This is a genomic window from Streptomyces sp. CB03238 (assembly GCF_002099185.1).
Classification (GTDB): domain Bacteria; phylum Actinomycetota; class Actinomycetes; order Streptomycetales; family Streptomycetaceae; genus Streptomyces.
The window spans coordinates 190,444-213,501 of sequence record NZ_NBCN01000012.1 but is presented as its reverse complement, the minus strand read 5'-3'; the positions used below and the strand labels follow the sequence as shown (position 1 = coordinate 213,501).

Genomic DNA, 23,058 nt, shown 5'->3' with positions numbered 1-23,058 from the left:
GCTCGGTCCCCGACTGTCAGTGCCGGGTCGTACGGTGGTTGCATGCGGCCCGTTTCCAAGATCGAACGCTCGGTGGCGCCCTTCGAGGTCGTCAGCCCCTACCAGCCCAGCGGCGACCAGCCGGCGGCCATCGCCGACCTGGACCGGCGCATCCGCGCAGGCGAGAAGGACGTCGTCCTGCTCGGCGCGACCGGCACCGGCAAGTCGGCGACGACGGCCTGGATGATCGAGAAGCTTCAGCGCCCCACCCTCGTGATGGCGCCGAACAAGACGCTGGCCGCCCAGCTGGCCAACGAGTTCCGCGAGCTCCTGCCGAACAACGCGGTCGAGTACTTCGTCTCGTACTACGACTACTACCAGCCCGAGGCGTACGTCCCCCAGTCGGACACCTACATCGAGAAGGACTCCTCGATCAACGAGGAGGTCGAGCGGCTGCGCCACTCCGCCACGAACTCGCTGCTCACCCGACGGGACGTCGTCGTGGTCGCCTCCGTCTCCTGCATCTACGGCCTCGGTACGCCACAGGAGTACGTCGACCGGATGGTCCCCCTCAAGGTCGGCGAGGAGATCGACCGGGACCAGCTGCTGCGCCGCTTCGTCGACATCCAGTACACCCGCAACGACCTGGCCTTCGCCCGCGGCACCTTCCGCGTGCGCGGCGACACCATCGAGATCTTCCCGGTCTACGAGGAGCTGGCCGTCCGGATCGAGATGTTCGGCGACGAGATCGAGGCGCTGTCCACGCTCCACCCGCTCACGGGCGAGGTCATCAGCGACGACCAGGAGCTCTACGTCTTCCCGGCCAGCCACTACGTGGCGGGGCCCGAGCGCATGGAGAAGGCGGTCAACGGCATCGAGCGCGAGCTCGAGGAGCGCCTGGCCGAGCTGGAGAAGCAGGGCAAGCTGCTGGAGGCACAGCGGCTGCGGATGCGCACCACGTACGACATCGAGATGATGCGCCAGATCGGGTCCTGCTCCGGCATCGAGAACTACTCGATGCACTTCGACGACCGCGAGCCCGGCTCACCGCCCAACACCCTCCTCGACTACTTCCCCGAGGACTTCCTGCTCGTCATCGACGAGTCCCATGTCACCGTGCCGCAGATCGGCGCCATGTACGAGGGCGACGCCTCCCGCAAGCGCACCCTCGTCGACCACGGCTTCCGGCTGCCGTCCGCGCTCGACAACCGGCCGCTGAAGTGGGAGGAGTTCCAGGAGCGGATCGGCCAGACCGTCTACCTGTCGGCGACGCCCGGACAGTACGAGCTCTCCCGGTCCGACGGCTTCGTCGAGCAGATCATCCGCCCCACCGGGCTCGTCGACCCCGAGGTCGTCGTCAAGCCCACCGAGGGCCAGATCGACGACCTGGTCCACGAGATCCGCCTCCGTACCGAACGGGACGAGCGGGTCCTGGTCACCACCCTCACCAAGAAGATGGCCGAGGACCTCACCGACTACTTCCTGGAGCTGGGCATCCAGGTCCGCTATCTGCACAGCGACGTCGACACCCTGCGCCGGGTGGAGCTGCTGCGAGAACTGCGCTCCGGCGAGTACGACGTCCTGGTCGGCATCAACCTGCTCCGTGAGGGCCTCGACCTCCCCGAGGTCTCCCTCGTGGCCATCCTGGACGCGGACAAGCAGGGCTTCCTCCGTTCCGGCACATCGCTGATCCAGACCATCGGGCGCGCGGCGCGCAACGTCTCCGGCCAGGTCCACATGTACGCGGACACCATCACCCCGGCCATGGCGAAGGCCATCGACGAGACCAACCGCCGGCGCGAGAAGCAGGTCGCGTACAACAAGGCCAACGGCATCGACCCGCAGCCGCTGCGCAAGAAGATCAACGACATCGTCGCGACCATCGCGCGCGAGGAGGTCGACACCGAGCAGCTGCTCGGCACCGGCTACCGCCAGTCCAAGGACGGCAAGGGCGCCAAGGCCCCCGTCCCCTCGCTGGGCTCCAAGTCGGCGCATGGCGGCGGCACGGCAGGCGCCAGGGCCGGCAAGGCCGGCGGAAAGGGCGCGCTGGTCAGCGACCGTCCGGCGGCCGAACTGGCCGGAATCATCGAGGAGATGACCGAGCGGATGCGGGCGGCGGCGGCCGAGCTGCAGTTCGAGGTGGCGGCACGGTTGCGTGACGAGGTCAGCGAGCTGAAGAAGGAGCTGCGGCAGATGAAGGAGGCGGGCATCGCCTGACGCCGCCGCAGCCGGTGTGTTGCAACACCGCCACAAAAGAGGGCCTGGCCTGATGCCGTGTCGGGGCCCTGCGTAGGGTGCTGGTCAACCGCACTCTTCAGACGGTCGCGGGGGTACGCAACGAGAGGGGACAGCGCGTGACGGTCAATATGACCAAGGGCCAGGCCATCAACCTGCAGAAGAGCGACGGGGGTACTCTCACCGCGGTGCGGATGGGGCTCGGATGGCAGGCGGCGCCGCGTCGCGGTCTGTTCGGCTCGCGCACCCGTGAGGTCGACCTCGACGCCTCGGCGGTGCTCTTCGCCGAGAAGCAGCCCGTGGACGTGGTCTTCTTCCGCCACCTGGTCAGCGACGACGGCTCCGTCCGCCACACCGGTGACAACCTGGTGGGCGGCGCGGGACAGGGCGGCGACGACGAGGCGATCCTCGTCGACCTGCAGCGCGTCCCGGTCCACATCGACCAGATCGTCTTCACGGTGAACTCCTTCACCGGCCAGACGTTCCAGGAGGTCCAGAACGCCTTCTGCCGCATCGTCGACGAGACGAACGGCCAGGAGCTGGCGCGCTACACCCTGGACGGCGGCGGCCAGTACACCGCGCAGATCATGGCCAAGGTGCACCGGGCCGGTTCCGGCTGGCAGATGACGGCCCTGGGCAACCCGGCCAACGGCCGTACGTTCCAGGACCTGATGCCGTCGATCCTGCCGCACCTGTAGGCGCACGGCACCACCCGTACACACATCGCAGCTCCCGGAGGCCAGGCCGCCGGGAGCTGCGGTTCACACCGAGGCACCGCAGCACCGAGGGGACACAGGCATGACGGCCGAGCTGGTCCGGGGGCAGAACCATCCCTTGCCCCACACCCGACTCGAGATCCGGGTGTCGGCCGGCGCGCCGGTCATCGCCGGGGCCACGCTCGGCGACGAGAACGGCACGGTGGCAGGCGCCCAGTCGATCGTCCACCCCGGCTCGCCCGCGCTGCCCGGCCTCGAAGTGTCCCGGCAGGCGGCCGCCGACCACCGGCTCGCCGTCGACCTCGACGCCCTGCCCGGGGAGGTGCACCGGGTGACGGTGCTCCTCGCCCTGCCCCATGGCGCCGGCGGCCCGGCGCGGTTCGGCGCCGTCGCCGCGCCGTTCGCCGCGGTCACCGCCCTCGACGGCACCGAGGTCGCCAGTTTCACCATCACGGGCCTGGACACGGAGTCCGCCGTGGTCGCCCTGGAGCTGTACCGCCGCCAGGGCGTCTGGAAGATGCGCGCCGTCGGCCAGGGGTACGCGGGCGGGCTCACCGCGATGCTCGCCGACCAGGGTCTGGACCGGGCCGCCGAGCTCGCGGACACCATCCAGGAAGCGGTCGCGAACGGCGTGACACGGTCGGTCTCCGCGCCCCCGCCCCGTACCGCCGACGGCGACCGCGCCAGGCGCGGGGCCTCGCTGACCGCATCCGGCGCACCCGGCGACACCACCCCTACCTCCACCACCGGCCCGTCCCACCCGGCCGTGCCCGCCGCCGCCCCGACCGGGCCCATCAGCTACGCCCACCCGCGCCGTGAGACCACCGCCCCGCCGCCCCCGGACGCCGCCACCAACCGGCCCGTATCCGCACCCGCGCCCCCAGGGCAGCCCGCCCCGCCGGTCGCCGGCGATGCCAGCGGCTGGTCCATGGACGAGCGCCTGTACAACCAGGTCTGGGGCATGTTCGAGGACCTGGCCCGCACCACCGCCGCGTACCGCAGCGCCGTCGACTTCGCCGAGTCCCGCATGGACCAGGAGCTCGACCGCGTCCTGTCCGACCCGCGCAGCCGGATCGGCTCCGCCGGCGACGCCGCCCGCGCGGCGGCCCGTGCCAGGTGCGACGAGCTGACGGCCCGCGCCCGCGAGGCGCTCGACCGGGACCTCGCACAGCTCACCGCCGAGGCGGAGGTCGTCGAGCCCGCCCTTCCGGCCGCCTACGCGGGCTGGGAGAGCCCGGTGTGGCACGGCTACCGCGCCCCCGCCGAGGGCCCCATGGCGCTGCGCCTCGGCGATCTCCACCTGCCCGAGCGCCCCGAGCTGCGCATCCCGATGCTGGTGCGGCTGCCGCTGGAGCGGGGCCTGTGGGTGGACAGCGGCCGTTCCGGTTCCGAGGCCGCCGCCTTCATGGACGACGGGGAGCTGCGCCGGCTCGCCGTGGACACGGCCGTCCTGCACGCGGCGCGGCTGCTCGCGGTCCACCCGGTGGGCGAGTACGCCGTCCATGTCATCGACCCGGCGGGCTCGGCGGCCGCCTCGTTCGCCCCGCTGGCCGATTCCGGGGTGCTCGCCGCACCGCCGGCGGCCGGGGCCGGGGGAGTGGCCGCCGTCCTGGGCGCTCTCACCCAGCGCGTGGAGCTGGTACGGATGGCCGTCAGCGGCGGCGCGACCGACGCGCTCCCGCCGGACCTGGACACCGCCGACCAGTTGCTGATCGTCAACGACTTCCCGCACGGCTTCGACGATCGTGCCGTCACCCAGCTGCGCTACCTGGCGGACGAGGGCCCGGCGGTCGGCGTCCACCTGCTGCTGATCGCCGACCGGGAGGACGCCAGTGCCTACGGGCCGGTGCTCGACCCTCTGTGGCGGTCGCTGCTGCGTCTGACGCCGGTCCCGGACGACCACCTCGCCGACCCGTGGGTGGGACACGCCTGGACGTACGAGCCGCCCCGGCTGCCCGAGGGGAGTGGGATCCTGCGCCAGGTCCTGTCGCAGGTGGCTGAAGCCCGTACCAACTGGCGGCGCTGACCTGCGGACTTGGGGCGCCTTTTACTTTTCTCTTTACCTTTCTTTGGTCTTTGGGGTAACGTTCTTGGTGCGGAGGGGAGTACTCCCATGCGCGGCGTGCCCGTCAGTACGGACGGTCGGACGTAAGACCGGTCCCGGGGCGCCGGCCCGTGGTGTGACCGGTGATGGACGCCGGGCCACCCGGGTGGAAGAGACCTCCGGCAGCGACGACGCTGATCAGTAGCCGTACGACGCCGGAGGCGCAGTGGACGTTTCAATGAGCCTGTGGGTGGCGACCATTCTCGGTCTGTCCGCCCTGATCGCGGTCGACTTCTTCATCGGGCGCAAGCCCCATGATGTGTCGATCAAGGAAGCCGGAACTTGGACGGTCGTTTGGATCGTCCTCGCCGCACTGTTCGGCCTGGGCCTGCTGTTCTTCGGCGAGAGCCAGGCGTCCGGCGAGTTCTTCGCCGGTTACATCACCGAGAAGTCGCTGAGCGTCGACAACCTCTTCGTCTTCGTCCTGATCATGGCGAAGTTCTCGGTGCCGACCCACCTCCAGCAGCGGGTGCTGCTGATCGGTGTTCTGGTGGCCCTCGTGCTCCGCGCGATATTCATCGCCGCCGGCGCCGCGATCATCGCCAGCTTCTCGTGGGTCTTCTACATCTTCGGCGCGTTCCTGATCTACACCGCCTGGAAGCTCGTCCAGGAGGCGCGTGCCGACGAGCCGGAAGAGGAGTTCGAGGAGAACCGCCTCCTCAAGTCCATCGAGAACCGCTTCGGTGTCGCCGACAAGTACCACGGCACCAAGCTCTTCATCCGCAACAACGGCAAGCGCGTGCTGACCCCGCTGATGGTCGTCATGCTCGCCATCGGCACCACGGACGTGCTGTTCGCGCTGGACTCCATCCCCGCGATCTTCGGTCTGACCCAGGACCCGTACATCGTCTTCACCGCCAACGCCTTCGCCCTGATGGGTCTGCGGCAGCTGTACTTCCTCATCGGTGGCCTGCTGAAGAAGCTGGTCCACCTGAGCTACGGCCTGTCGGTGATCCTGGGTTTCATCGGTGTGAAGCTGGTGCTGCACGCCCTGCACGAGTCCGGCGTGCACGTGCCGGAGATCTCCATCCCCTTCTCGCTCGCGGTCATCTGCGGCGTCCTGGTCATCACCACGATCACCAGCCTGATCGCCTCCAAGAAGCAGGCGGAGCGCGAGGCGGCCGATGGGTCCGATGGGTCCGAGAAGGCGCCGAAGGACAGCGTCGGGGCCTGACCGCACGAGTCACAAGCCGCACGAGGCGCAAGCACGGCACCGGCCGGTACGGGTTCGCATCGCGACCCGCACCGGCCGGTGCCGCTTCGGACGGCGGCTGCCCCCGCTCACGCGGGGCAGGCCCCCGATCGCCTCACGCGGCCGCCGACTCCATGGCCGGCTCCGCCACCGGCTTGGGCAGCGTCTCGGGCAGCAGGGCGAAGCAGCCGAGGCTGAACAGGGCGATCCCCGTCAGGTACGCCGCCACGCCCCAGGGCGGCCCGGAACCGCCGGCGGCGGCTGTCGCCACGATCGGGGTCAGAGCTCCGCCGAGGACGCCCGCCAGGTTGTAGCCGACGGCCGCGCCGGTGCAGCGCACCCTCGGCTCGTACAGCTCCGGCAGATACGCGGCGACCACCGCGAACGTGGTGATGAAGGCCAGCATGGCCCCCGTGAACCCCAGGAACATCAGCAGCGGCTGGGCCGTGTGCAGCAGGCCCACCATGGGGAACATCCACAGCGCGGAGGCCGCGCAGCCGGCCAGGCACATCGGACGCCGCCCATAGCGGTCACCCAGCATCGCGGCGAACGGCGTGGTCACCCCCTTGATCGCCACCGCCGCCATGATGCAGACGAGCATCACCGTACGGCTCACACCGAGCCGCTCGGTGCCGTACGACAGGGCCCACGTGGACACCGCGTAGAAGATCGCGTACCCGACGGCCAGCGCCCCGGCCGTCAGCAGCACCAGGCGCCAGTGCCCGCGTGCCACCTCCACCAGCGGGGCGCTCGCCCGCTTGCCGGTCTCGGCCAGCTCGCGGAACTGGGGCGTCTCCGCCAGGGACGTACGCAGCAGCAGCCCGCCGGCCGCCAGCAGCCCCGCAGCCCAGAACGGCACCCGCCAGCCCCACTCCCGGAACTGGGCGTCGCTCAGCCCCGCCGACAGCGCCAGCATCACCCCGTTCGCCAGCAGGAAGCCGACCGAGGGACCGATCTGCGGAAAGCTCGCCCACAGCGCGCGCCGCCGCTCCGGCGCGTGCTCCGCCGTCAGCAGCACGGCCCCGCCCCACTCCCCGCCGAGCCCCAGCCCCTGGAGGAACCGCAGCACCAGCAGCAGCACCGGAGCGGCCACGCCGAGCGTCGCGTACGACGGTACGCACCCCACCGCGACGGTCGCCGCGCCGGTCAGTACCAGGGAAGCGAGCATCACCGGACGCCGTCCGTACCGGTCGCCGATGTGCCCGAAGAGCGCAGAACCGAGCGGACGCGAAATGAAGCCGATCGCGAACGTACCGAAAGCCGCCAGAGTGCCGGCGACCGGCGAGAAGGTCGGAAAGAACAGCGGTCCCAGGACCAGCGCAGCGGCGGTCCCGTAGACGAAGAAGTCGTAGAACTCGATGGCGGTGCCGGCGAGCGAGGCGGCGGCGAGCCGCACCATGGAGGGCGTACGCGGCGTCGGCGTCGTCGACGGCGTAGGGGGAGTCGACGGCGTACGGGGAGTATGACTCTGGCGCATGTCGCGCCAACTACCCACCACGGCCCCGGGTTACGGGGCGCGGGGGAGGCGCACGGGAGCGTCTACCAGCCGCGCTCGCGCCACGCCGGGAGCCTCGGGCGCTCCTCACCCAGCGTGGTGTCCTTGCCGTGACCCGGGTAGATCCAGGTCTCGTCCGGCAGCACGTCGAACAGCTTCGTCTCGACGTCGAGGATCAGGCTCGCGAAGGCGTCGGGATCACCCCAGGTGTTGCCCACGCCGCCGGGGAAGAGGCAGTCGCCGGTGAAGACGTGCGGGTGACCGCGCGGGTCGTCGTAGATGAGCGCGATGGAGCCGGGCGTGTGCCCCACCATCCGGCGGGCGGTGAGCTCCACCCGGCCGACCCGGATCGTGTCCCCGTCCTCGACGGGGACGTCCGTCACGACGTCGATGCCCTCGGCGTCGTACTTCCCGGCGTACGTACGGGCGCCGGTGGCCGCCACGACCTCGGCCAGCGCCCCCCAGTGGTCGTGGTGGCGGTGGGTGGTGACGACGGACGCGATGCCGTCGTCACCGATCAGCCGGAGCAGTGTGGCGGGCTCGCTCGCCGCGTCGATCAGCAGCTGCTCATCGGTGGCGCGGCAGCGCAGCAGATACGCGTTGTTGTCCATCGGCCCGACCGCGACCTTGGAGATCATCAGGTCCGACAGCTCGTGCACATCGGCGGGCCCGCCGACCTTCACCGCTCCGCTGTACGTCATGAATCCAGCCTATAGCGGGGGCAGTACGGGAAGGGCGTCACCCGTGACCTCCAGGGCCGCGCCGTCGCGGCGCCCCGCGAGCCAGCCGAGCAGGTCCGCCGCCGGGCCGGAGACGGTCACCCCGGCGCCCTCGCCGCCGCCTGTGCGCCACTCCTTGCCGGAGGCCACCAGGCGGGTCGGAGGTACGGTGGGGTGGCCGGAGAAGCGCTCGGCCAGGAAGTCGATCTCGCGCTCAGTGAACTCCTGCGGCAGGTCCTCCAGCTCGTAGCCGATGCCCAGGTCCACGTGGTGCAGCTCCACCTCGACGAGGCGGCGGAAGGGCAGCCGTACGGCCCGGTCCGTCACCCCGTTGCGCAGTTCCACCCTGCGGTCCCAGTCGGCCGGCACCTCGCCCTCCGCCTGGAAGCGGGCGGCGCTCTCGCGTACGTCGTCGAGCTGGACGGCCAGGGGGCGGTGGGCGTCGCGCTCGATGTCGGCGTCGCGCGCCTCGGCGCTGACGTACATCGGGCGGCCCTGGAGAACATTCACGAGGGCGTCGGCGTTACGTGAGAGGTGGGCCAGGACGTGGCCCCTCGTCCAGCCCGGGAGCCGGGACGGCGCGGCGGCGTCGTCGAGTTTGGCGGCTGCGGTGAGCAGCCGGTCGGTCGCCTCACGTACAGAGGCCAGGTCATGCACATGGTCGATCATGCTGCTGACCCTAGCGCCGCCACACGATCGGGTGAAGGTGGCGAAGAGCGGCCGGAAATCGAATGCACGTGCTATACGCTCGGTGGAGGCATCCTTGAAAGTCAGGCATCCATCCATTTGGCGGCCCCCCGTAGGCTTGAACAGTCTGGGACGGGGGCTGTGCCCCCGCTTCTCTCAAGAAAGGTGCGGACCGGCGTGGCCGACCGTCTCATCGTCCGTGGCGCGCGCGAGCACAATCTGAAGAACGTCTCGCTCGACCTCCCGCGCGACTCCCTCATCGTCTTCACCGGGCTCTCGGGGTCGGGCAAGTCCTCCCTCGCGTTCGACACGATCTTCGCCGAGGGGCAGCGCCGGTACGTCGAGTCGCTCTCCTCCTACGCCCGGCAGTTCCTCGGCCAGATGGACAAGCCGGACGTCGACTTCATCGAGGGCCTCTCCCCGGCCGTCTCGATCGACCAGAAGTCGACCTCGCGCAACCCGCGCTCCACGGTCGGCACCATCACCGAGGTCTACGACTACCTGCGCCTGCTGTTCGCGCGCATCGGCAAGCCGCACTGCCCCGAGTGCCGCCGGCCCATCTCGCGCCAGTCGCCGCAGGCCATCGTCGACAAGGTGCTGGAGCTGCCCGAGGGCAGCCGCTTCCAGGTCCTGTCGCCGCTGGTGCGCGAGCGCAAGGGCGAGTTCGTCGACCTCTTCGCCGACCTCCAGACCAAGGGCTACAGCCGGGCACGGGTGGACGGCACGACCATCCAGCTCGCCGAGCCGCCCACGCTGAAGAAGCAGGAGAAGCACACCATCGAGGTGGTCGTCGACCGCCTCACGGTCAAGGAGAGCGCCAAGCGGCGGCTGACCGACTCCGTCGAGACCGCGCTGGGCCTGTCCGGCGGCATGATCGTGCTCGACTTCGTCGACCTCCCCGAGGACGACCCCGAGCGCGAGCGGATGTACTCGGAGCACCTGTACTGCCCGTACGACGACCTGTCCTTCGAGGAGCTGGAGCCCCGCTCCTTCTCCTTCAACTCGCCCTTCGGCGCCTGCCCGGAGTGCACCGGCATCGGCACGCGCATGGAGGTCGACCCGGAGCTGGTCGTCCCCGACGAGGAGCGCTCCCTCGACGAGGGCGCCATCCACCCGTGGTCGCACGGCCACACCAAGGAGTACTTCGGGCGGCTGATCGGCGGGCTCTCCCAGGCCCTCGGCTTCCGCACCGACATCCCCTGGGCCGGGCTGCCCGCCCGCGCCAAGAAGGCGCTGCTGTACGGGCACAAGACCCAGGTCGAGGTCCGCTACCGCAACCGTTACGGCAGGGAGCGGGCGTACACCACGCCCGCCTTCGAAGGCGCCGTCTCCTTCGTCAAGCGGCGGCACAGCGAGGCCGAGAGCGACTCCAGCCGCGAGCGCTTCGAGGGCTATATGCGCGAGGTGCCCTGCCCCACCTGTGAGGGCACGCGCCTGAAGCCGATCGTCCTCGCGGTCACGGTCATGGAGAAGTCCATCGCCGAGGTCTCCGCGATGTCCATCAGCGACTGCGCCGACTTCCTGCGGCAGCTCACGCTGAACGCCCGTGACAAGAAGATCGCCGAGCGGGTGCTCAAGGAGGTCAACGAGCGGCTGCGCTTCCTGGTCGACGTCGGCCTGGACTACCTGTCGCTGAACCGCGCGGCAGGCACGCTCTCCGGCGGGGAGGCCCAGCGCATCCGGCTCGCCACCCAGATCGGCTCCGGCCTGGTGGGCGTGCTGTACGTGCTGGACGAGCCGTCCATCGGCCTGCACCAGCGCGACAACCACCGGCTCATCGAGACCCTGGTACGGCTGCGCGACATGGGCAACACGCTCATCGTCGTCGAGCACGACGAGGACACCATCAAGGTGGCCGACTGGGTCGTCGACATCGGCCCGGGCGCGGGCGAGCACGGCGGCAAGGTCGTGCACTCGGGCCCCTTGAAGCAGCTGCTGGCCAACAAGGACTCCGTGACCGGGCAGTACCTGGCCGGGAAGCGGTCCATCCCGACGCCGGACATCCGCCGACCGGCGGACCCGTCGCGCCGGCTCACCGTGCACGGCGCCCGTGAGAACAACCTGCGGGACATCGACGTCTCCTTCCCGCTCGGCGTCCTCACGGCCGTCACCGGTGTGTCCGGCTCCGGCAAGTCGACGCTGGTCAACGACATCCTGTACACCCACCTGGCGCGCGAGCTCAACGGCGCCAAGTCCGTGCCCGGGCGGCACACGCGCGTGGACGGCGACGACCTGGTCGACAAGGTCGTCCACGTCGACCAGTCGCCCATCGGCCGCACGCCGCGCTCCAACCCGGCGACGTACACCGGTGTCTTCGACCACGTCCGCAAGCTGTTCGCCGAGACGATGGAGGCGAAGGTCCGGGGCTACTTGCCGGGCCGGTTCTCCTTCAACGTCAAGGGCGGCCGCTGCGAGAACTGCGCCGGTGACGGCACCATCAAGATCGAGATGAACTTCCTGCCGGACGTGTACGTCCCGTGCGAGGTCTGCCACGGGGCGCGCTACAACCGGGAGACCCTGGACGTCCACTACAAGGGCAAGTCCATCGCCGAGGTCCTGGACATGCCGATCGAGGAGGCCCTGGAGTTCTTCGAGGCCGTCCCGACCATCGCGCGCCACCTGCGCACCCTCACCGAGGTCGGCCTCGGGTACGTCCGGCTCGGCCAGCCCGCGCCGACGCTGTCCGGCGGCGAGGCGCAGCGCGTGAAGCTGGCGTCCGAGCTCCAGAAGCGCTCCACGGGCCGCACGGTGTACGTCCTGGACGAGCCGACCACCGGTCTGCACTTCGAGGACATCTCGAAGCTGATCAAGGTTCTTTCCGACCTGGTCGACAAGGGCAACTCGGTGATCGTGATCGAGCACAACCTGGACGTCATCAAGGTGGCCGACTGGGTCGTGGACATGGGCCCCGAAGGCGGCAGCGGCGGCGGCCTGGTCGTCGCCGAGGGCACGCCCGAGCAGGTCGCGGGCGTCCCGGCCAGCCACACCGGCAAGTTCCTCCGGGACATCCTCGGCGCGGACCGCATCAGTGACGCGGCCGCGACGGTACCGGCGGCGCGCAAGCGCACCACCGCCAAGAAGACGGTCGCGGCGGCGGACGGCACGGCCCGCACGACGGCCATGGCGAAGACGACGAAGCCGAAGAAGCAGACGGCCCGGGCCGCCAAGCCCTGACCGGACGGCTGCCGGCTGTCCGGCCGCCTTCGCCACGGCACCGCCCCGGGTTCACGCCCGGGGCGGCGCCGTTCATCCACCGGGTCCGCCGGGTCCACCGGGTCCATCCGGTCCCGGCACGGGGCCGCCGGGTCCACCGGGTCCCGGTACGGGGTCGGGCGGGTCGACCTCGGCGACTGACGGAGCCGATCGTCCTGTTGGGCCCGGCGCGCCCGGGGCGTGGCCCCGCCGACGGGCCGCCGTGCCGCTCCGCCCAGGGGGCGTGCGCCCGCGCACCGGTGTGGCCTAGGCCCGGGCGGCCAGGCGAGCTGCCAGGGCGGGGATGGTGTCCGCGAACCGGATCTGGGTGCCGCGGTTCGCTTCGCGTACGAAGTCCCGCAGCGCCGTGCTCGCCGCCACGTGGGTGGAGACGTCCCCGACGATCGCCAGCCGGAGGCGGTAGTCCGCGAACTTCTGGACGACCTCGCCGGCCAGGCCCGAGCGGAGCGCGAAGAAGTCCTCGCCGAGCCGGGCCACCGGCACGACGACCAGGTCAGCGCCGTGGCCCATGGCGTCGCCGATCAGGTCGAGCGCGGCCTGCCGGCCGGCCAGCGGCGGGCCGTCGGGCGCACAGATCAGCGCGGGGACGCCGTTCAGCGGCAGCACGGTGTCGGCCGTCACCAGCTCCGCGGCGTACGGCGGCTCCGCGCCCGGCCGGGAGCAGGTGACCGCCGCCGCGCGGGCCGCGAACGAGAGCAGGTCCGTCCAGGCGGAGGCGTCCAGCGTGGACAGGGCGCGGGACTCCAGGCCGTGCAGGAGCGCCGCGTTCACCGTGTCGCCCGCACCGATGGTGTCGGCGACCGTCACCGGGACCGCGGGCACCGACACGGTCACGTCGCCCGTGAACACCGTCAGCCCCTCCGCGCCCCGGGTCAGCACCACCGCCGACGGCCCCTTCGCCAGCCACTCCTCGGGCGAACCGCCCAGCCACCGCGCGTCCTCCTCGGACACCTTCAGCAGCGACACATACGGCAGCCAGCCCGCGAACCGCGCCCGGTAGGCATCCGCGTCCGGAATCAGACCCGCCCGGATGTTCGGGTCCAGCAGGGTCAGCACCCCGCGCCCCGCCTCCCGCCGCAGCAGCGCCTCGTACGCGCTCGCGCCCGGCTCCAGGACCAGCGAGCACGTCCCGAAGGCGACGGCCCGTACCGCCTCCGGAAGCCGCTGCGGCGGCTCGAAGAGCCGGTCGGCCGTGCCGTCCGCGTAGAAGGAGTACCCCGCCGAACCGTCCGCCCCCACCGAGGCCACCGCCAGCGTCGTCGGCTCCGGACCGCGCTGTACGAGGCCGGTCGCGACACCCGCGGCCCGCAGCCCGTCCAGCAGCGCCTCGCCGTACGCGTCCCTGGAGATCCGCGAGCAGAAGCCGGCCTGGGCGCCGAGCCGGCCCAGCGCCACCGCCGTGTTGTACGGGCCGCCGCCCCGCAGCGGGACCAGGGCGGACAGCGGCTCGGGCCCTTCGGGTACGAGGTCGATCAGGGACTCTCCGGCGGCGACGATCACGAGCCCGAACGTAACCCATCACCCCCGCCCACGACAGCCCCCCAACCCGGGCGCGGGGCCGCCGATCTACCCCGGTATCGTCGCTTCCGTCACCGGAACCCCCAGCCCACCGTGGAGCCCCCATGCCCGGCCAGCCGCCCGCCCGCCGTACCGTGCTGAAAGGCGCCACCCTCGCCGGGGCCGCCGGGCTCGGGGCAGCCGCCTGCTCCACCGAGTCGAAGCTCGGCCACGCGCAGCCGCCCACCCCCACCGCCCCCGTGAACCTGGGCGCGGCGGACGAGGTACCGGTCGGCGGCGCCAAGCTCTACCGCGAGCAGCGCCTGGTGGTGAGCTGCCCCGCCAAGGGCCAGTACAGGGCGTTCAGCGCCCAGTGCACCCACGCGGGCTGCGTGTTCGACAAGGTCGAGGGCACCGAGGGCAACTGCCCCTGCCACGGCAGCCGCTTCGACGTCACCACCGGAAAGGCGCTGAAGGGCCCGGCCACCGCCGCCCTGCCCGAGGTCCCGGTCAAGGTGGGGGCCGACGGCAAGCTGATCGCCGGCCCCGACGCGTAAGCACCGGGGACCACAGGGGTCACTCCCAGTCCCAGTCGATCCCCAGGATCCCGGGCCTGACGCCCTGCTCGACGAAGTGGACCGTACGGTGCCGCCCGCTCAGCGTCAGGTCGCTGCGGGCACCGCGCGGTGCGCCCGCCGACGTCTGGGCGAAGCGCCGGCACCGTACCGGCAGGGCGTCCTCGTGGAACCGCACCTGAAGGACGTACTGCCCGCCCGCGAAGCTGAACCCGCGCACGTACTCGCCGCTCACCCCGCCCGTACCGTCCTCGAAGCCGTACCCGAAGAGGTACGTCTCGCCCGCCCGCAGCCGCGCGTCGAACAGCAGCTCCGCGACCACGACGCCCGTCTCGCCGTGCCACCGCACCCGCCCCGTACGACAGTTCTCGCCCGCCCGCACCACCACCCGCTCCGGGTCGCAGCCGGGGTCCCCGTGGTGGATTGCCAGGTAACGGTCGATGCCGTCCCGGTGGGCCCGCACGACCTGCTGCGAGTCCCGGCCGACCAGCTCCCGCCCCGCTCCCACCCGTACCCGCTCCTGGTGGCCCACCGTGTGCAGCCCGCCGTCCGCGGGCGCCTCCAGCTCCGCGATCAGCTGCTCCACCGCGCCCGACACCCCCACCAGCGAGCGGTACGAACGGGCCGCCGGCCGCGCCGTCCCCTCACCGCCCGGGGCCGGATCGCCGAGCAGCCGGATCAGGGACTCGCCGGGCAGCTGGAGCAGCTCCTCCAGGGCCCGCACCGCCTTCAGCGACTCCGGCCGCTGCGGGCGGCGGGCACCCTGCTGCCAGTAGCAGAGGCTGGTCACCCCCACCTTGATGCCGCGATGCGCGAGATGGTGCTGCACCCGCTGGAGCGGCAGCCCGCGCACCGCCAGCGCCGCGCGCAGCGCCAAGTGGAAGGGGCCGGTGTGCAGGATCTGCGTCAGATCGGTCTCGGTGTGTCCCATGGGAGTCCTCAGTGAACGTTCACGACGGGGCGGTGCGACTCCGGGCGAGGTGGTGACGGGCGGGCTGGTGGGCACGGGGATGCCGTTCACTCGTCAACCAGTGGCATTCACAGCGCGGTGTCACCCCGCATTGAAGCGTGTTGACCTGCCCCCGACAACGCTTGATGCTCCCAGCAGCGTCCGGACGCGATCCTCCCTCCCCCCATCCCCAGTCGGAGGAACGCGATGCGCAAACCGACTTTCCTCGCGGTGCTCCTCGCCGCCACCACCACCGTCCTCGTCCTCCCGGTGAACGCCGCCACCGCCGAGGACCGTTCGGCGACGGCGACGCTCGCCGCCAAACGCCTGAACATCACCATGCAGGCGCAGGCGAAGACCAACTGGTGCTGGGCCGCGGGCGGCAACACCATCGCCGCCTGGTTCGGCCGCTCCTACTCCCAGAACCAGTTCTGCAACGCCGCCTTCAACCGGCAGCAGGGCACCGACTGCCCCAACTGGCAGGCCACCCTCGGCAACGTACAGAACGGGCTGCGCTGGGCCGGCATCAGCCCGGGCTCGTACGTCGACGGCTGGCTGCGCTACTCCACCGTCCAGACCGAGATCAACGCGAACCGCCCCATCGAGACCCGCATCCAGTGGTCGAGCGGCGGCGGACACATGCACGTGATCTACGGGTACGACGACGCCAACAGCTGGGTGTACTGGGGCGATCCATGGCCCTCCAGCGACCGCTACAACTGGGCGTCGCACGCCTGGTACGTCGACAACGGCTCCTTCTCCTGGACCCACTCCCTCTACCGGACAGGGGCGTGAGCGCCATGACCCCACGCCGTCTCCTGGCAGCAGCCGCCCTCACCCCCGCACTGCTGCTGCTTCCCGCTCCCACCGCGACCGCCGCCGACACCCCGGGCGCGGCGGTCACCGCTCCCGCCACCCTCGACACGCTCTCCCGGTTCTTCGCCCGCGACGGCGCCGTGACGCGGGCCGCCGCCCACCCCCGTATCGAGGGCCCGGCCGTCCCCGTACGCGTCCTGTCGCCGGACTTCGTGGCGGGCAGAGCGGGGGCGCCGGTGGCCCGCGTCGAGTTCCACGCCGCCGGGGCGGTCTCCTCGGACGGGCAGAAGGCGTCCGTCTGGACCGCCCGCCAGGGTGCGAACGGCTGGCAGGTGGTCAACATCGCGACCGGTGACGACGAGATCCGGTACGCGAGGGAGGGCGCCCGCCGGCTGCCCGGCGGGACGGTCTTCCGCGAGCCGCAGATCGACGCCTGGTACGTCCACAAGGGCAGCCGGGTGCTCCCGCTGGACGAGGACGCGATACGCGCGGTGGGCGCGCGCGGCGCCACGCTCGCCGCCTACCGGGAGCGGGTCGCGGCGGCGTACGGGGACAAGCTCCCCGGCACGGCGTACGCCCGGAAGGGCGCCGCCGGCGGGTACGGAGGGCCCGCCTCCGGCCCCGCCGCCCGGCCGGACGCCCGGCCTGCCCCTGCCGTCGCGGCCGCCGGTGACCGTACCGGCCTCCCGTCGGCGCTCACCGGAGCCGCCGCCCTCTGCGCCGTGACGCTCGCCCTCACCGGCGCGTGGAGGCTCCACCGCCACCGGCGCGACTGAGCCCCGCCCCGCCGGGCCGCGGGCCGCGGGGCCCGAGCCGCCGGAGCCCCGAGCCCACGGTGCCGCGCCACCGGCGCCCCCCTCGCCAGGGCTCCGAACCCCCGCAGGTGCCCGAGCCGCCGGGTCTGCGGGCCGTCGGTGCCCTAGTGGGCACGGGCCCCCCGTTGGGGCCCGCTCCCGCCGGGCCCTGAGCGGGGAGACCCGGCTGCCGGGCCCCGGCCCCGCTGGGCCCGCTCCGGCCGGGGCTCTTGGGCTGTCGGGGCTCCGAGCCGCCGGTGCCCGAGCCGGTCCGGGCCCCGCTGGGCCCCCGCTCCCGCCGGTGCCCCAGCCGCCTCGGCCCCACCCGGCGCCCGCCCGCGCCGGGGCCCCGCCCCCGCCGGGGCGTCCGCCCCCACCCGGCGCCCGGCGGGGAGAGGCCGCGGGGTGCCTTCGACCCCCACCGGAGGTGCTCCGCGGCCGTTCCACGGACACCTCGGGGACACTCGTGGTGTCAGTGGACGCCAGTAGGGTGTGAGTCATGGCAGACCCCTCCAGCTACCGCCCCAAGCCGGGACAGATCCCCGACTCGCCGGGGGTCTACAAATTCCGTGACGAGCACCGCAGGGTGATCTACGTCGGGAAGGCGAAGTCCCTGCGCCAGCGGCTCGCCAACTACTTCCAGGACCTGGCGGGCCTGCACCCGCGCACGCGCACCATGGTCACGACGGCCGCCTCCGTCGAGTGGACCGTGGTGTCGACCGAGGTCGAGGCGCTCCAGCTGGAGTACTCGTGGATCAAGGAGTTCGACCCGCGGTTCAACGTCAAGTACCGCGACGACAAGAGCTATCCGTATCTGGCCGTCACCCTCAATGAGGACTTCCCGCGTGTGCAGGTGATGCGCGGCCAGAAGAAGAAGGGCGTCCGGTACTTCGGCCCGTACAGCCACGCCTGGGCCATCCGCGACACGGTGGACCTGCTGCTGCGCGTCTTCCCCGTACGGACGTGCTCGGCCGGGGTGTTCAAGAACGCCGAGCGCACCGGCCGGCCCTGCCTCCTCGGGTACATCGGCAAGTGCTCCGCGCCGTGCGTGGGCCGGGTCGACCCGGAGGAGCACCGGGAACTGGCCGAGGAGTTCTGCGACTTCATGGCCGGCCGCACCGGCACGTACATCCGCCGGCTGGAGAAGGACATGATGCTGGCGGCCGAGGACATGGAGTACGAGAAGGCCGCCCGGCTCCGCGACGACATAGAGGCCCTCAGGCGGGCCATGGAGAAGAGCGCCGTCGTCCTCGCCGACGCCACCGACGCGGACCTGATCGCGGTCGCCGAGGACGAGTTGGAGGCGGCCGTGCAGATCTTCCACGTCCGCGGCGGCCGGGTGCGCGGCCAGCGCGGCTGGGTCACCGACAAGGTGGAGGCCGTCGACACGGCGGGCCTCGTCGAGCACGCGCTCCAGCAGCTGTACGGCGAGGAGAGCGGCGACGCCGTCCCCAAGGAGGTCCTCGTCCCGGCGCTCCCCGAGGACCTGGACGCGATCACGCAGTGGCTCGGCGCCCGCCGTGGGTCGAACGTCTCCCTGCGCATCCCGCAGCGCGGTGACAAGAAGGCGCTGATGGAGACCGTCGGCCGCAACGCCCAGCAGGCCCTCGTCCTGCACAAGACCAAGCGCGCCAGCGACCTGACCACCCGCTCGCGCGCGCTGGAGGAGATCGCCGAGGCCCTGGACCTGGAGACGGCACCGCTGCGCATCGAGTGCTTCGACATCTCCCACCTCCAGGGCGAGGACGTCGTCGCGTCCATGGTCGTCTTCGAGGACGGCCTGCCCCGCAAGAGCGAGTACCGCCGCTTCCAGATCAAGGGTCGTGTCGGAGACACGCAGATCTGGCACGGCGAGGGCCAGGACGACGTCCGCTCCATGCACGAGGTGATCACCCGCCGCTTCCGGCGGTACCTCGCGGAGAAGGAGAAGACCGGCGAGTGGGCCGTGGAGGAGACCGACGGTGAGGTCCCGGCGGAGCTGCCGGAGGACGACGGCCGGCCGAAGAAGTTCGCGTACCCGCCGCAGCTCGTCGTGGTCGACGGCGGGCAGCCGCAGGTCGCCGCGGCCCAGCGCGCGCTCGACGAGCTGGGCATCGACGACGTCGCCGTCTGCGGGCTCGCCAAGCGCCTGGAGGAGGTCTGGCTGCCGGGTGACGACGACCCCGTCGTCCTGCCCCGCTCAAGCGAGGGGCTGTACCTCCTCCAGCGGGTCCGTGACACCGCACACGACTTCGCCATCCGCTACCAGCGCGCCAAGCGTCACAAGCGGATACGGACCAGCCCGCTGGACGCGGTCCCGGGCCTCGGCGACACCCGCAAGCAGGCGCTGATCAAGCACTTCGGCTCGGTGAAGCGGCTGCGGCAGGCGACAATCGAGCAGATCTGCGAGGTGCCGGGGTTCGGCCGGAAGACCGCCGAAGCCGTGGCCGTGGCCCTCGCCCAGGCGGCTCCGGCCGCCCCCGCCGTGAACACGGCCACAGGAGAGATCATGGAAGACGACGACGGGGGAACCGGAAATGATTGAGCACCACCCGACGGCGGAACAAGAGCCGACAGCGCGAGAAGACGGAGCAGCACACGTGAGTACGGGCACGACGATCGAGGCCGGAGAGGCCGCCGAGGCGGCCATCCCCGAGCTGGTGATCATCTCCGGCATGTCCGGCGCCGGTCGCAGCACCGCAGCCAAGTGCCTGGAGGACCTCGGCTGGTTCGTCGTCGACAACCTGCCGCCCGAGCTGATCCCCACCATGGTGGAGCTCGGCGCCCGTTCCCAGGGCAATGTGGCGCGCATCGCCGTCGTCGTCGACGTGCGCGGCCGCCAGTTCTTCGAGAGCCTCCGCGAGTCGCTCGCGGTCCTCGACGCCAAGCAGGTCACTCGCCGGATCGTCTTCCTGGAGTCGTCCGACGAGGCCCTGGTCCGCCGCTTCGAGTCGGTGCGCCGCCCGCACCCGCTCCAGGGCGACGGCCGGATCGTCGACGGCATCGCCGCCGAGCGCGACCTGCTGCGCGAGCTGCGCGGCGACGCCGACCTGGTGATCGACACCTCCAGCCTCAACGTCCATGAGCTGCGCGCCAAGATGGACGCCCAGTTCGCGGGTGACGAGGAGCCGGAGCTGCGGGCCACCGTCATGTCGTTCGGCTACAAGTACGGCCTGCCCGTCGACGCCGACCTGGTCGTGGACTGCCGCTTCCTGCCCAACCCGCACTGGGTGCCGGAGCTGCGCCCGTTCACCGGCCTCAACGAGGAGGTGTCGGGGTACGTCTTCAATCAGCCGGGCGCCAAGGAGTTCCTGGACCAGTACACCGAGCTGCTCCAGCTGATCTCCGCCGGCTACCGCCGCGAGGGCAAGCGGTACGTGACGATCGCCGTCGGCTGCACGGGCGGCAAGCACCGCTCCGTCGCCATGTCCGAGAAGCTCGCCGCCCGGCTCGCCTCGGAAGGGGTCGAGACCGTCGTCGTCCACCGGGACATGGGGCGCGAGTGAAGCAGTACCGTCGGCGTACGCGGTCCCTGTCCGTCCGTACGCTCCGCAGACGCGGCGCCCAGCCCAAGGTCGTGGCCCTCGGCGGCGGCATGGGCCTGTCCGCGTCCCTCGCCGCGCTGCGCCGTATCACCGGTGACCTGACCGCCGTGGTCACGGTCGCCGACGACGGCGGGTCCAGCGGCCGGCTCCGGGAGGAGCTCGGCGTGCTGCCGCCCGGGGACCTGCGCAAGGCCCTGGCGGCGCTGTGCGGCGACGACGACTGGGGCCAGACGTGGTCCCGCGTCATCCAGCACCGGTTCCAGTCCAAGGGCGACCTGCACGAGCACGCGGTCGGCAATCTGCTGATCGTCGCCCTGTGGGAGCAGCTCGGCGACCACGTCCAGGCGCTGGACCTGGTGGGCAGGCTGCTCGGCGCGCACGGCCGGGTGCTGCCCATGTCGGCGGTGCCACTGGAGCTCCAGGCGCTGGTCAAGGGCCATGACCCGGAGCGCCCGGACGAGGTGGACACCGTCCGCGGCCAGGCTACGGTGGCGCTCACGCCGGGCGAGGTGCAGTCCGTGCACCTGGTGCCGAACGACCCGCCCGCCGTGCCGGAGGCGGTCGCGGCGGTGCTGGACGCGGACTGGGTGGTGCTGGGTCCCGGTTCGTGGTTCTCCTCGGTGATCCCGCACCTGTTGGTGCCGGAGCTGCTGGAGGCGCTCGTCGAGACGAAGGCGCGCCGGGTCCTCTCGCTGAACCTCGCGCCGCAGCCGGGAGAAACCGAGGGCTTCTCTCCGCAGCGTCATTTGGAGGTTTTGGGACGACACGCCCCTAAACTCGCCCTGGACGTGGTGCTGGCCGACGAGGCCGCCGTGCCCGACCGCGAGTCCCTCGCAGACGCCGCCAAGCGGCTCGGTGCCGCGGTCGAGCTGGCCCCCGTGGCCAGGAAGGACGGCTCCCCGAAGCACGACCCGGAGCTGCTGGCCGCCGCGTACGACCGTATTTTTCGGATGCATGGAAGGATCGGCCCATGGCGATGACGGCAGCGGTGAAGGACGAGATCTCCCGGCTCCCCGTCACCCGGACCTGCTGCAGAAAGGCGGAGGTCTCGTCGATCCTGCGGTTCGCCGGCGGGCTGCACCTGGTCAGCGGGCGGATCGTGATCGAGGCGGAGCTGGACACCGCGATGGCGGCGCGCCGCCTGAAGCGGGACATCGCGGAGATCTTCGGGCACGGTTCCGAGCTGATCGTGATGGCACCGGGCGGGCTGCGGCGCGGCTCGCGTTTCGTCGTACGGGTGGTGGCGGGCGGCGACCAGCTGGCCCGCCAGACCGGTCTGGTGGACGGCCGGGGCCGGCCCATCCGGGGCCTGCCGCCGCAGGTGGTCTCCGGAGCGACCTGTGACGCGGAGGCCGCCTGGCGCGGTGCGTTCCTGGCGCACGGTTCGCTGACCGAGCCCGGCCGCTCCTCGTCCCTGGAGGTCACCTGCCCGGGCCCGGAGGCCGCGCTCGCGCTGGTCGGTGCCGCGCGGCGGCTGTCCATCCCCGCCAAGGCCCGTGAGGTCCGGGGCGTGGACCGCGTGGTGGTACGCGACGGGGACGCGATCGGCGCCCTGCTCACCCGGCTGGGGGCGCACGACTCGGTGCTGGCCTGGGAGGAGCGGCGGATGCGCCGCGAGGTCCGGGCCACCGCCAACCGGCTGGCCAACTTCGACGACGCCAACCTCCGCCGCTCGGCCCGCGCCGCGGTCGCGGCCGGTGCCCGGGTGCAGCGCGCCCTGGAGATCCTCGGCGAGGAGGTCCCCGAGCACCTGGCGGCGGCCGGCCGGCTCCGCATGGAGCACAAGCAGGCCTCCCTGGAGGAACTCGGCGCCCTCGCCGACCCGCCACTGACCAAGGACGCGGTCGCGGGCCGCATCCGCCGCCTGCTGGCCATGGCCGACAAGCGGGCCCAGGACCTGGGCATCCCCGGCACGGAGTCCAACCTGACCGAAGAAATGGCCGACGGCCTCGTCGGCTGACGGCCCCCATGGCCGCCGTCCCCCGCGCGGGGCGCCGCCGTCCCCCGCGGCCCGGCCCCTGCCCGTCCAGTGGGCCGGGCCGGGGCCCGCAACGGTCCGCCCAGGGCCCGGGAGCCCGGGCGGAACGCGCCAGGCCCGGACCCGAGGGCGCGGCCCCGAGGTCGCAGTCCCGGCAGGAGCCCGGAGCCGCCGGCGCCTCCGCCGGCACCCCGACCGAGCCGACCCGACCGCGTCCGCCGGCACCGTCACCCGATCCCGCCTCGGGCCGTACCGGGCCCGCCGCGCACCCTGGCCCGCCGCCACCCGTGCCGCGCCCGCCGGCCCCGTGGCCCGTCCCGGCCCACCGCCGCCCGACCGTGGCCCTGGCCGCGCCGCACACGCCGCCCCGCGCAGCCGGGCACCCGCGCCCGGCGGCGCCACGCCGCCCTGGCCGTGCTGCCGGCCCCGCCCCGCTCACCCGGGCACGCGCCCCTGGCCGTGCGCGTACCGGTCGCACCGCCCCGCCCCCGCACCGCCCGCCCCGGTTGCACGCCCTGCTCACCCGGGCCGCGCCCCGCGCCCGCTGGGCGTGCACGCACCGGTCGCACCCCCGCCCCGTACCGC

General features: G+C 72.2%; 17 protein-coding genes and 1 pseudogene. 12 read left to right on the top strand and 6 right to left on the bottom strand.

Going from position 1 to position 23,058, the window contains the following annotated elements:
• The first annotated feature begins 42 nt into the window (after positions 1–42).
• The 4 genes from uvrB to BKD26_RS23765 all read left to right on the top strand — a co-directional run bounded on the left by uvrB (position 43) and on the right by BKD26_RS23765 (position 6,208).
• Positions 43–2,196 (top strand): excinuclease ABC subunit UvrB, encoded by a 2,154-nt coding sequence (gene uvrB, locus BKD26_RS23780; RefSeq protein WP_084901667.1) that lies wholly within the window; start codon positions 43–45, stop codon positions 2,194–2,196.
• Positions 2,197–2,333: 137 nt separating this feature from the next.
• A complete protein-coding gene (locus tag BKD26_RS23775; RefSeq protein ID WP_084901663.1) occupies positions 2,334–2,912 on the top strand; it encodes a TerD family protein in 579 nt (192 codons plus the stop codon).
• A gap of 100 nt (positions 2,913–3,012) precedes the next feature.
• The gene (locus tag BKD26_RS23770; RefSeq protein ID WP_084901661.1) at positions 3,013–4,956 is read left to right on the top strand and encodes a TerD family protein; all 1,944 of its coding nucleotides are present in this window, start codon (positions 3,013–3,015) and stop codon (positions 4,954–4,956) included.
• Positions 4,957–5,200: 244 nt separating this feature from the next.
• Positions 5,201–6,208, top strand: a complete 1,008-nt coding sequence (locus tag BKD26_RS23765) for a TerC/Alx family metal homeostasis membrane protein (protein ID WP_084901658.1) — start codon at positions 5,201–5,203, stop codon at positions 6,206–6,208.
• A 133-nt stretch (positions 6,209–6,341) separates the two neighbouring features.
• On the opposite strand, the gene BKD26_RS23760 is transcribed toward BKD26_RS23765, so the two are convergent.
• The 3 genes from BKD26_RS23760 to BKD26_RS23750 all read right to left on the bottom strand — a co-directional run bounded on the left by BKD26_RS23760 (position 6,342) and on the right by BKD26_RS23750 (position 9,109).
• Positions 6,342–7,625 carry an MFS transporter gene (locus BKD26_RS23760; protein WP_084901656.1) on the bottom strand — a complete coding sequence of 428 codons (1,284 nt, stop codon included), beginning with the start codon at positions 7,623–7,625 and terminating at the stop codon, positions 6,342–6,344.
• Between the two features lie 140 nt (positions 7,626–7,765).
• Positions 7,766–8,422, bottom strand: a complete 657-nt coding sequence (locus tag BKD26_RS23755; protein ID WP_084901653.1) for an MBL fold metallo-hydrolase — start codon at positions 8,420–8,422, stop codon at positions 7,766–7,768.
• Positions 8,423–8,431: 9 nt separating this feature from the next.
• Positions 8,432–9,109, bottom strand: a complete 678-nt coding sequence (locus BKD26_RS23750; RefSeq protein ID WP_084901650.1) for a maleylpyruvate isomerase family mycothiol-dependent enzyme — start codon at positions 9,107–9,109, stop codon at positions 8,432–8,434.
• Between the two features lie 195 nt (positions 9,110–9,304).
• Here BKD26_RS23750 and uvrA point away from each other — a divergent pair, with 195 nt between their 5' ends.
• Entirely contained in the window at positions 9,305–12,301 is a 2,997-nt protein-coding gene (gene uvrA / locus BKD26_RS23745) for an excinuclease ABC subunit UvrA (RefSeq protein WP_241518794.1), read from the top strand.
• A gap of 285 nt (positions 12,302–12,586) precedes the next feature.
• Here the strand turns inward: uvrA and BKD26_RS41495 are convergent, their stop codons facing one another.
• On the bottom strand, positions 12,587–12,946 hold the full coding sequence (locus tag BKD26_RS41495; protein ID WP_241518797.1) for a DUF4180 domain-containing protein: 360 nt from the start codon (positions 12,944–12,946) through the stop codon (positions 12,587–12,589).
• A gap of 15 nt (positions 12,947–12,961) precedes the next feature.
• A pseudogene (locus BKD26_RS23735) lies at positions 12,962–13,840 on the bottom strand (carbohydrate kinase); the annotation flags it as partial.
• 122 nt (positions 13,841–13,962) lie between these two features.
• Here BKD26_RS23735 and BKD26_RS23730 point away from each other — a divergent pair.
• The gene (locus tag BKD26_RS23730) at positions 13,963–14,394 is read left to right on the top strand and encodes a Rieske (2Fe-2S) protein (protein WP_084901642.1); all 432 of its coding nucleotides are present in this window, start codon (positions 13,963–13,965) and stop codon (positions 14,392–14,394) included.
• A gap of 19 nt (positions 14,395–14,413) precedes the next feature.
• On the opposite strand, the gene BKD26_RS23725 is transcribed toward BKD26_RS23730, so the two are convergent.
• Positions 14,414–15,343 (bottom strand): hypothetical protein, encoded by a 930-nt coding sequence (locus BKD26_RS23725; RefSeq protein ID WP_084901640.1) that lies wholly within the window; start codon positions 15,341–15,343, stop codon positions 14,414–14,416.
• Positions 15,344–15,568: 225 nt separating this feature from the next.
• On the opposite strand from BKD26_RS23725, the gene BKD26_RS23720 reads away from it, so the two are divergent.
• From BKD26_RS23720 to whiA, 6 genes are all read left to right on the top strand, one after another.
• Positions 15,569–16,156, top strand: a complete 588-nt coding sequence (locus BKD26_RS23720; RefSeq protein WP_084901637.1) for a papain-like cysteine protease family protein — start codon at positions 15,569–15,571, stop codon at positions 16,154–16,156.
• 5 nt (positions 16,157–16,161) lie between these two features.
• Complete coding sequence (locus BKD26_RS23715; RefSeq protein WP_084901763.1) at positions 16,162–16,953, top strand: hypothetical protein; 792 nt, start codon at positions 16,162–16,164, stop codon at positions 16,951–16,953.
• A gap of 517 nt (positions 16,954–17,470) precedes the next feature.
• A complete protein-coding gene (gene uvrC, locus BKD26_RS23705; protein WP_084901631.1) occupies positions 17,471–19,495 on the top strand; it encodes an excinuclease ABC subunit UvrC in 2,025 nt (674 codons plus the stop codon).
• Complete coding sequence (gene rapZ, locus BKD26_RS23700) at positions 19,488–20,456, top strand: RNase adapter RapZ (RefSeq protein WP_179166660.1); 969 nt, start codon at positions 19,488–19,490, stop codon at positions 20,454–20,456. The genes uvrC and rapZ overlap by 8 nt, the downstream gene beginning before the upstream one ends.
• Entirely contained in the window at positions 20,453–21,475 is a 1,023-nt protein-coding gene (gene yvcK, locus BKD26_RS23695; RefSeq protein WP_073752552.1) for a uridine diphosphate-N-acetylglucosamine-binding protein YvcK, read from the top strand. Before rapZ ends, yvcK begins: the two co-directional genes overlap by 4 nt.
• The gene (gene whiA / locus BKD26_RS23690) at positions 21,466–22,455 is read left to right on the top strand and encodes a DNA-binding protein WhiA (RefSeq protein ID WP_084901626.1); all 990 of its coding nucleotides are present in this window, start codon (positions 21,466–21,468) and stop codon (positions 22,453–22,455) included. The genes yvcK and whiA overlap by 10 nt, the downstream gene beginning before the upstream one ends.
• Positions 22,456–23,058: the final 603 nt, after the last annotated feature.

What these genes read in the sequence shown, in the direction of transcription:
- BKD26_RS23755 (WP_084901653.1), bottom strand. Translation starts at nt 8,422, where the DNA reads ATGACGTACAGCGGAGCGGTGAAGGTCGGCGGGCCCGCCGATGTGCAC.
- BKD26_RS23725 (WP_084901640.1), bottom strand. Translation starts at nt 15,343, where the DNA reads ATGGGACACACCGAGACCGATCTGACGCAGATCCTGCACACCGGCCCC.
- uvrC (WP_084901631.1), top strand. Translation starts at nt 17,471, where the DNA reads ATGGCAGACCCCTCCAGCTACCGCCCCAAGCCGGGACAGATCCCCGAC.
- BKD26_RS23730 (WP_084901642.1), top strand. Translation starts at nt 13,963, where the DNA reads ATGCCCGGCCAGCCGCCCGCCCGCCGTACCGTGCTGAAAGGCGCCACC.
- uvrB (WP_084901667.1), top strand. Translation starts at nt 43, where the DNA reads ATGCGGCCCGTTTCCAAGATCGAACGCTCGGTGGCGCCCTTCGAGGTC.
- BKD26_RS23720 (WP_084901637.1), top strand. Translation starts at nt 15,569, where the DNA reads ATGCGCAAACCGACTTTCCTCGCGGTGCTCCTCGCCGCCACCACCACC.
- BKD26_RS23770 (WP_084901661.1), top strand. Translation starts at nt 3,013, where the DNA reads ATGACGGCCGAGCTGGTCCGGGGGCAGAACCATCCCTTGCCCCACACC.
- BKD26_RS23715 (WP_084901763.1), top strand. Translation starts at nt 16,162, where the DNA reads ATGACCCCACGCCGTCTCCTGGCAGCAGCCGCCCTCACCCCCGCACTG.
- BKD26_RS23760 (WP_084901656.1), bottom strand. Translation starts at nt 7,625, where the DNA reads ATGGTGCGGCTCGCCGCCGCCTCGCTCGCCGGCACCGCCATCGAGTTC.
- BKD26_RS23750 (WP_084901650.1), bottom strand. Translation starts at nt 9,109, where the DNA reads ATGATCGACCATGTGCATGACCTGGCCTCTGTACGTGAGGCGACCGAC.
- whiA (WP_084901626.1), top strand. Translation starts at nt 21,466, where the DNA reads ATGGCGATGACGGCAGCGGTGAAGGACGAGATCTCCCGGCTCCCCGTC.
- rapZ (WP_179166660.1), top strand. Translation starts at nt 19,488, where the DNA reads ATGATTGAGCACCACCCGACGGCGGAACAAGAGCCGACAGCGCGAGAA.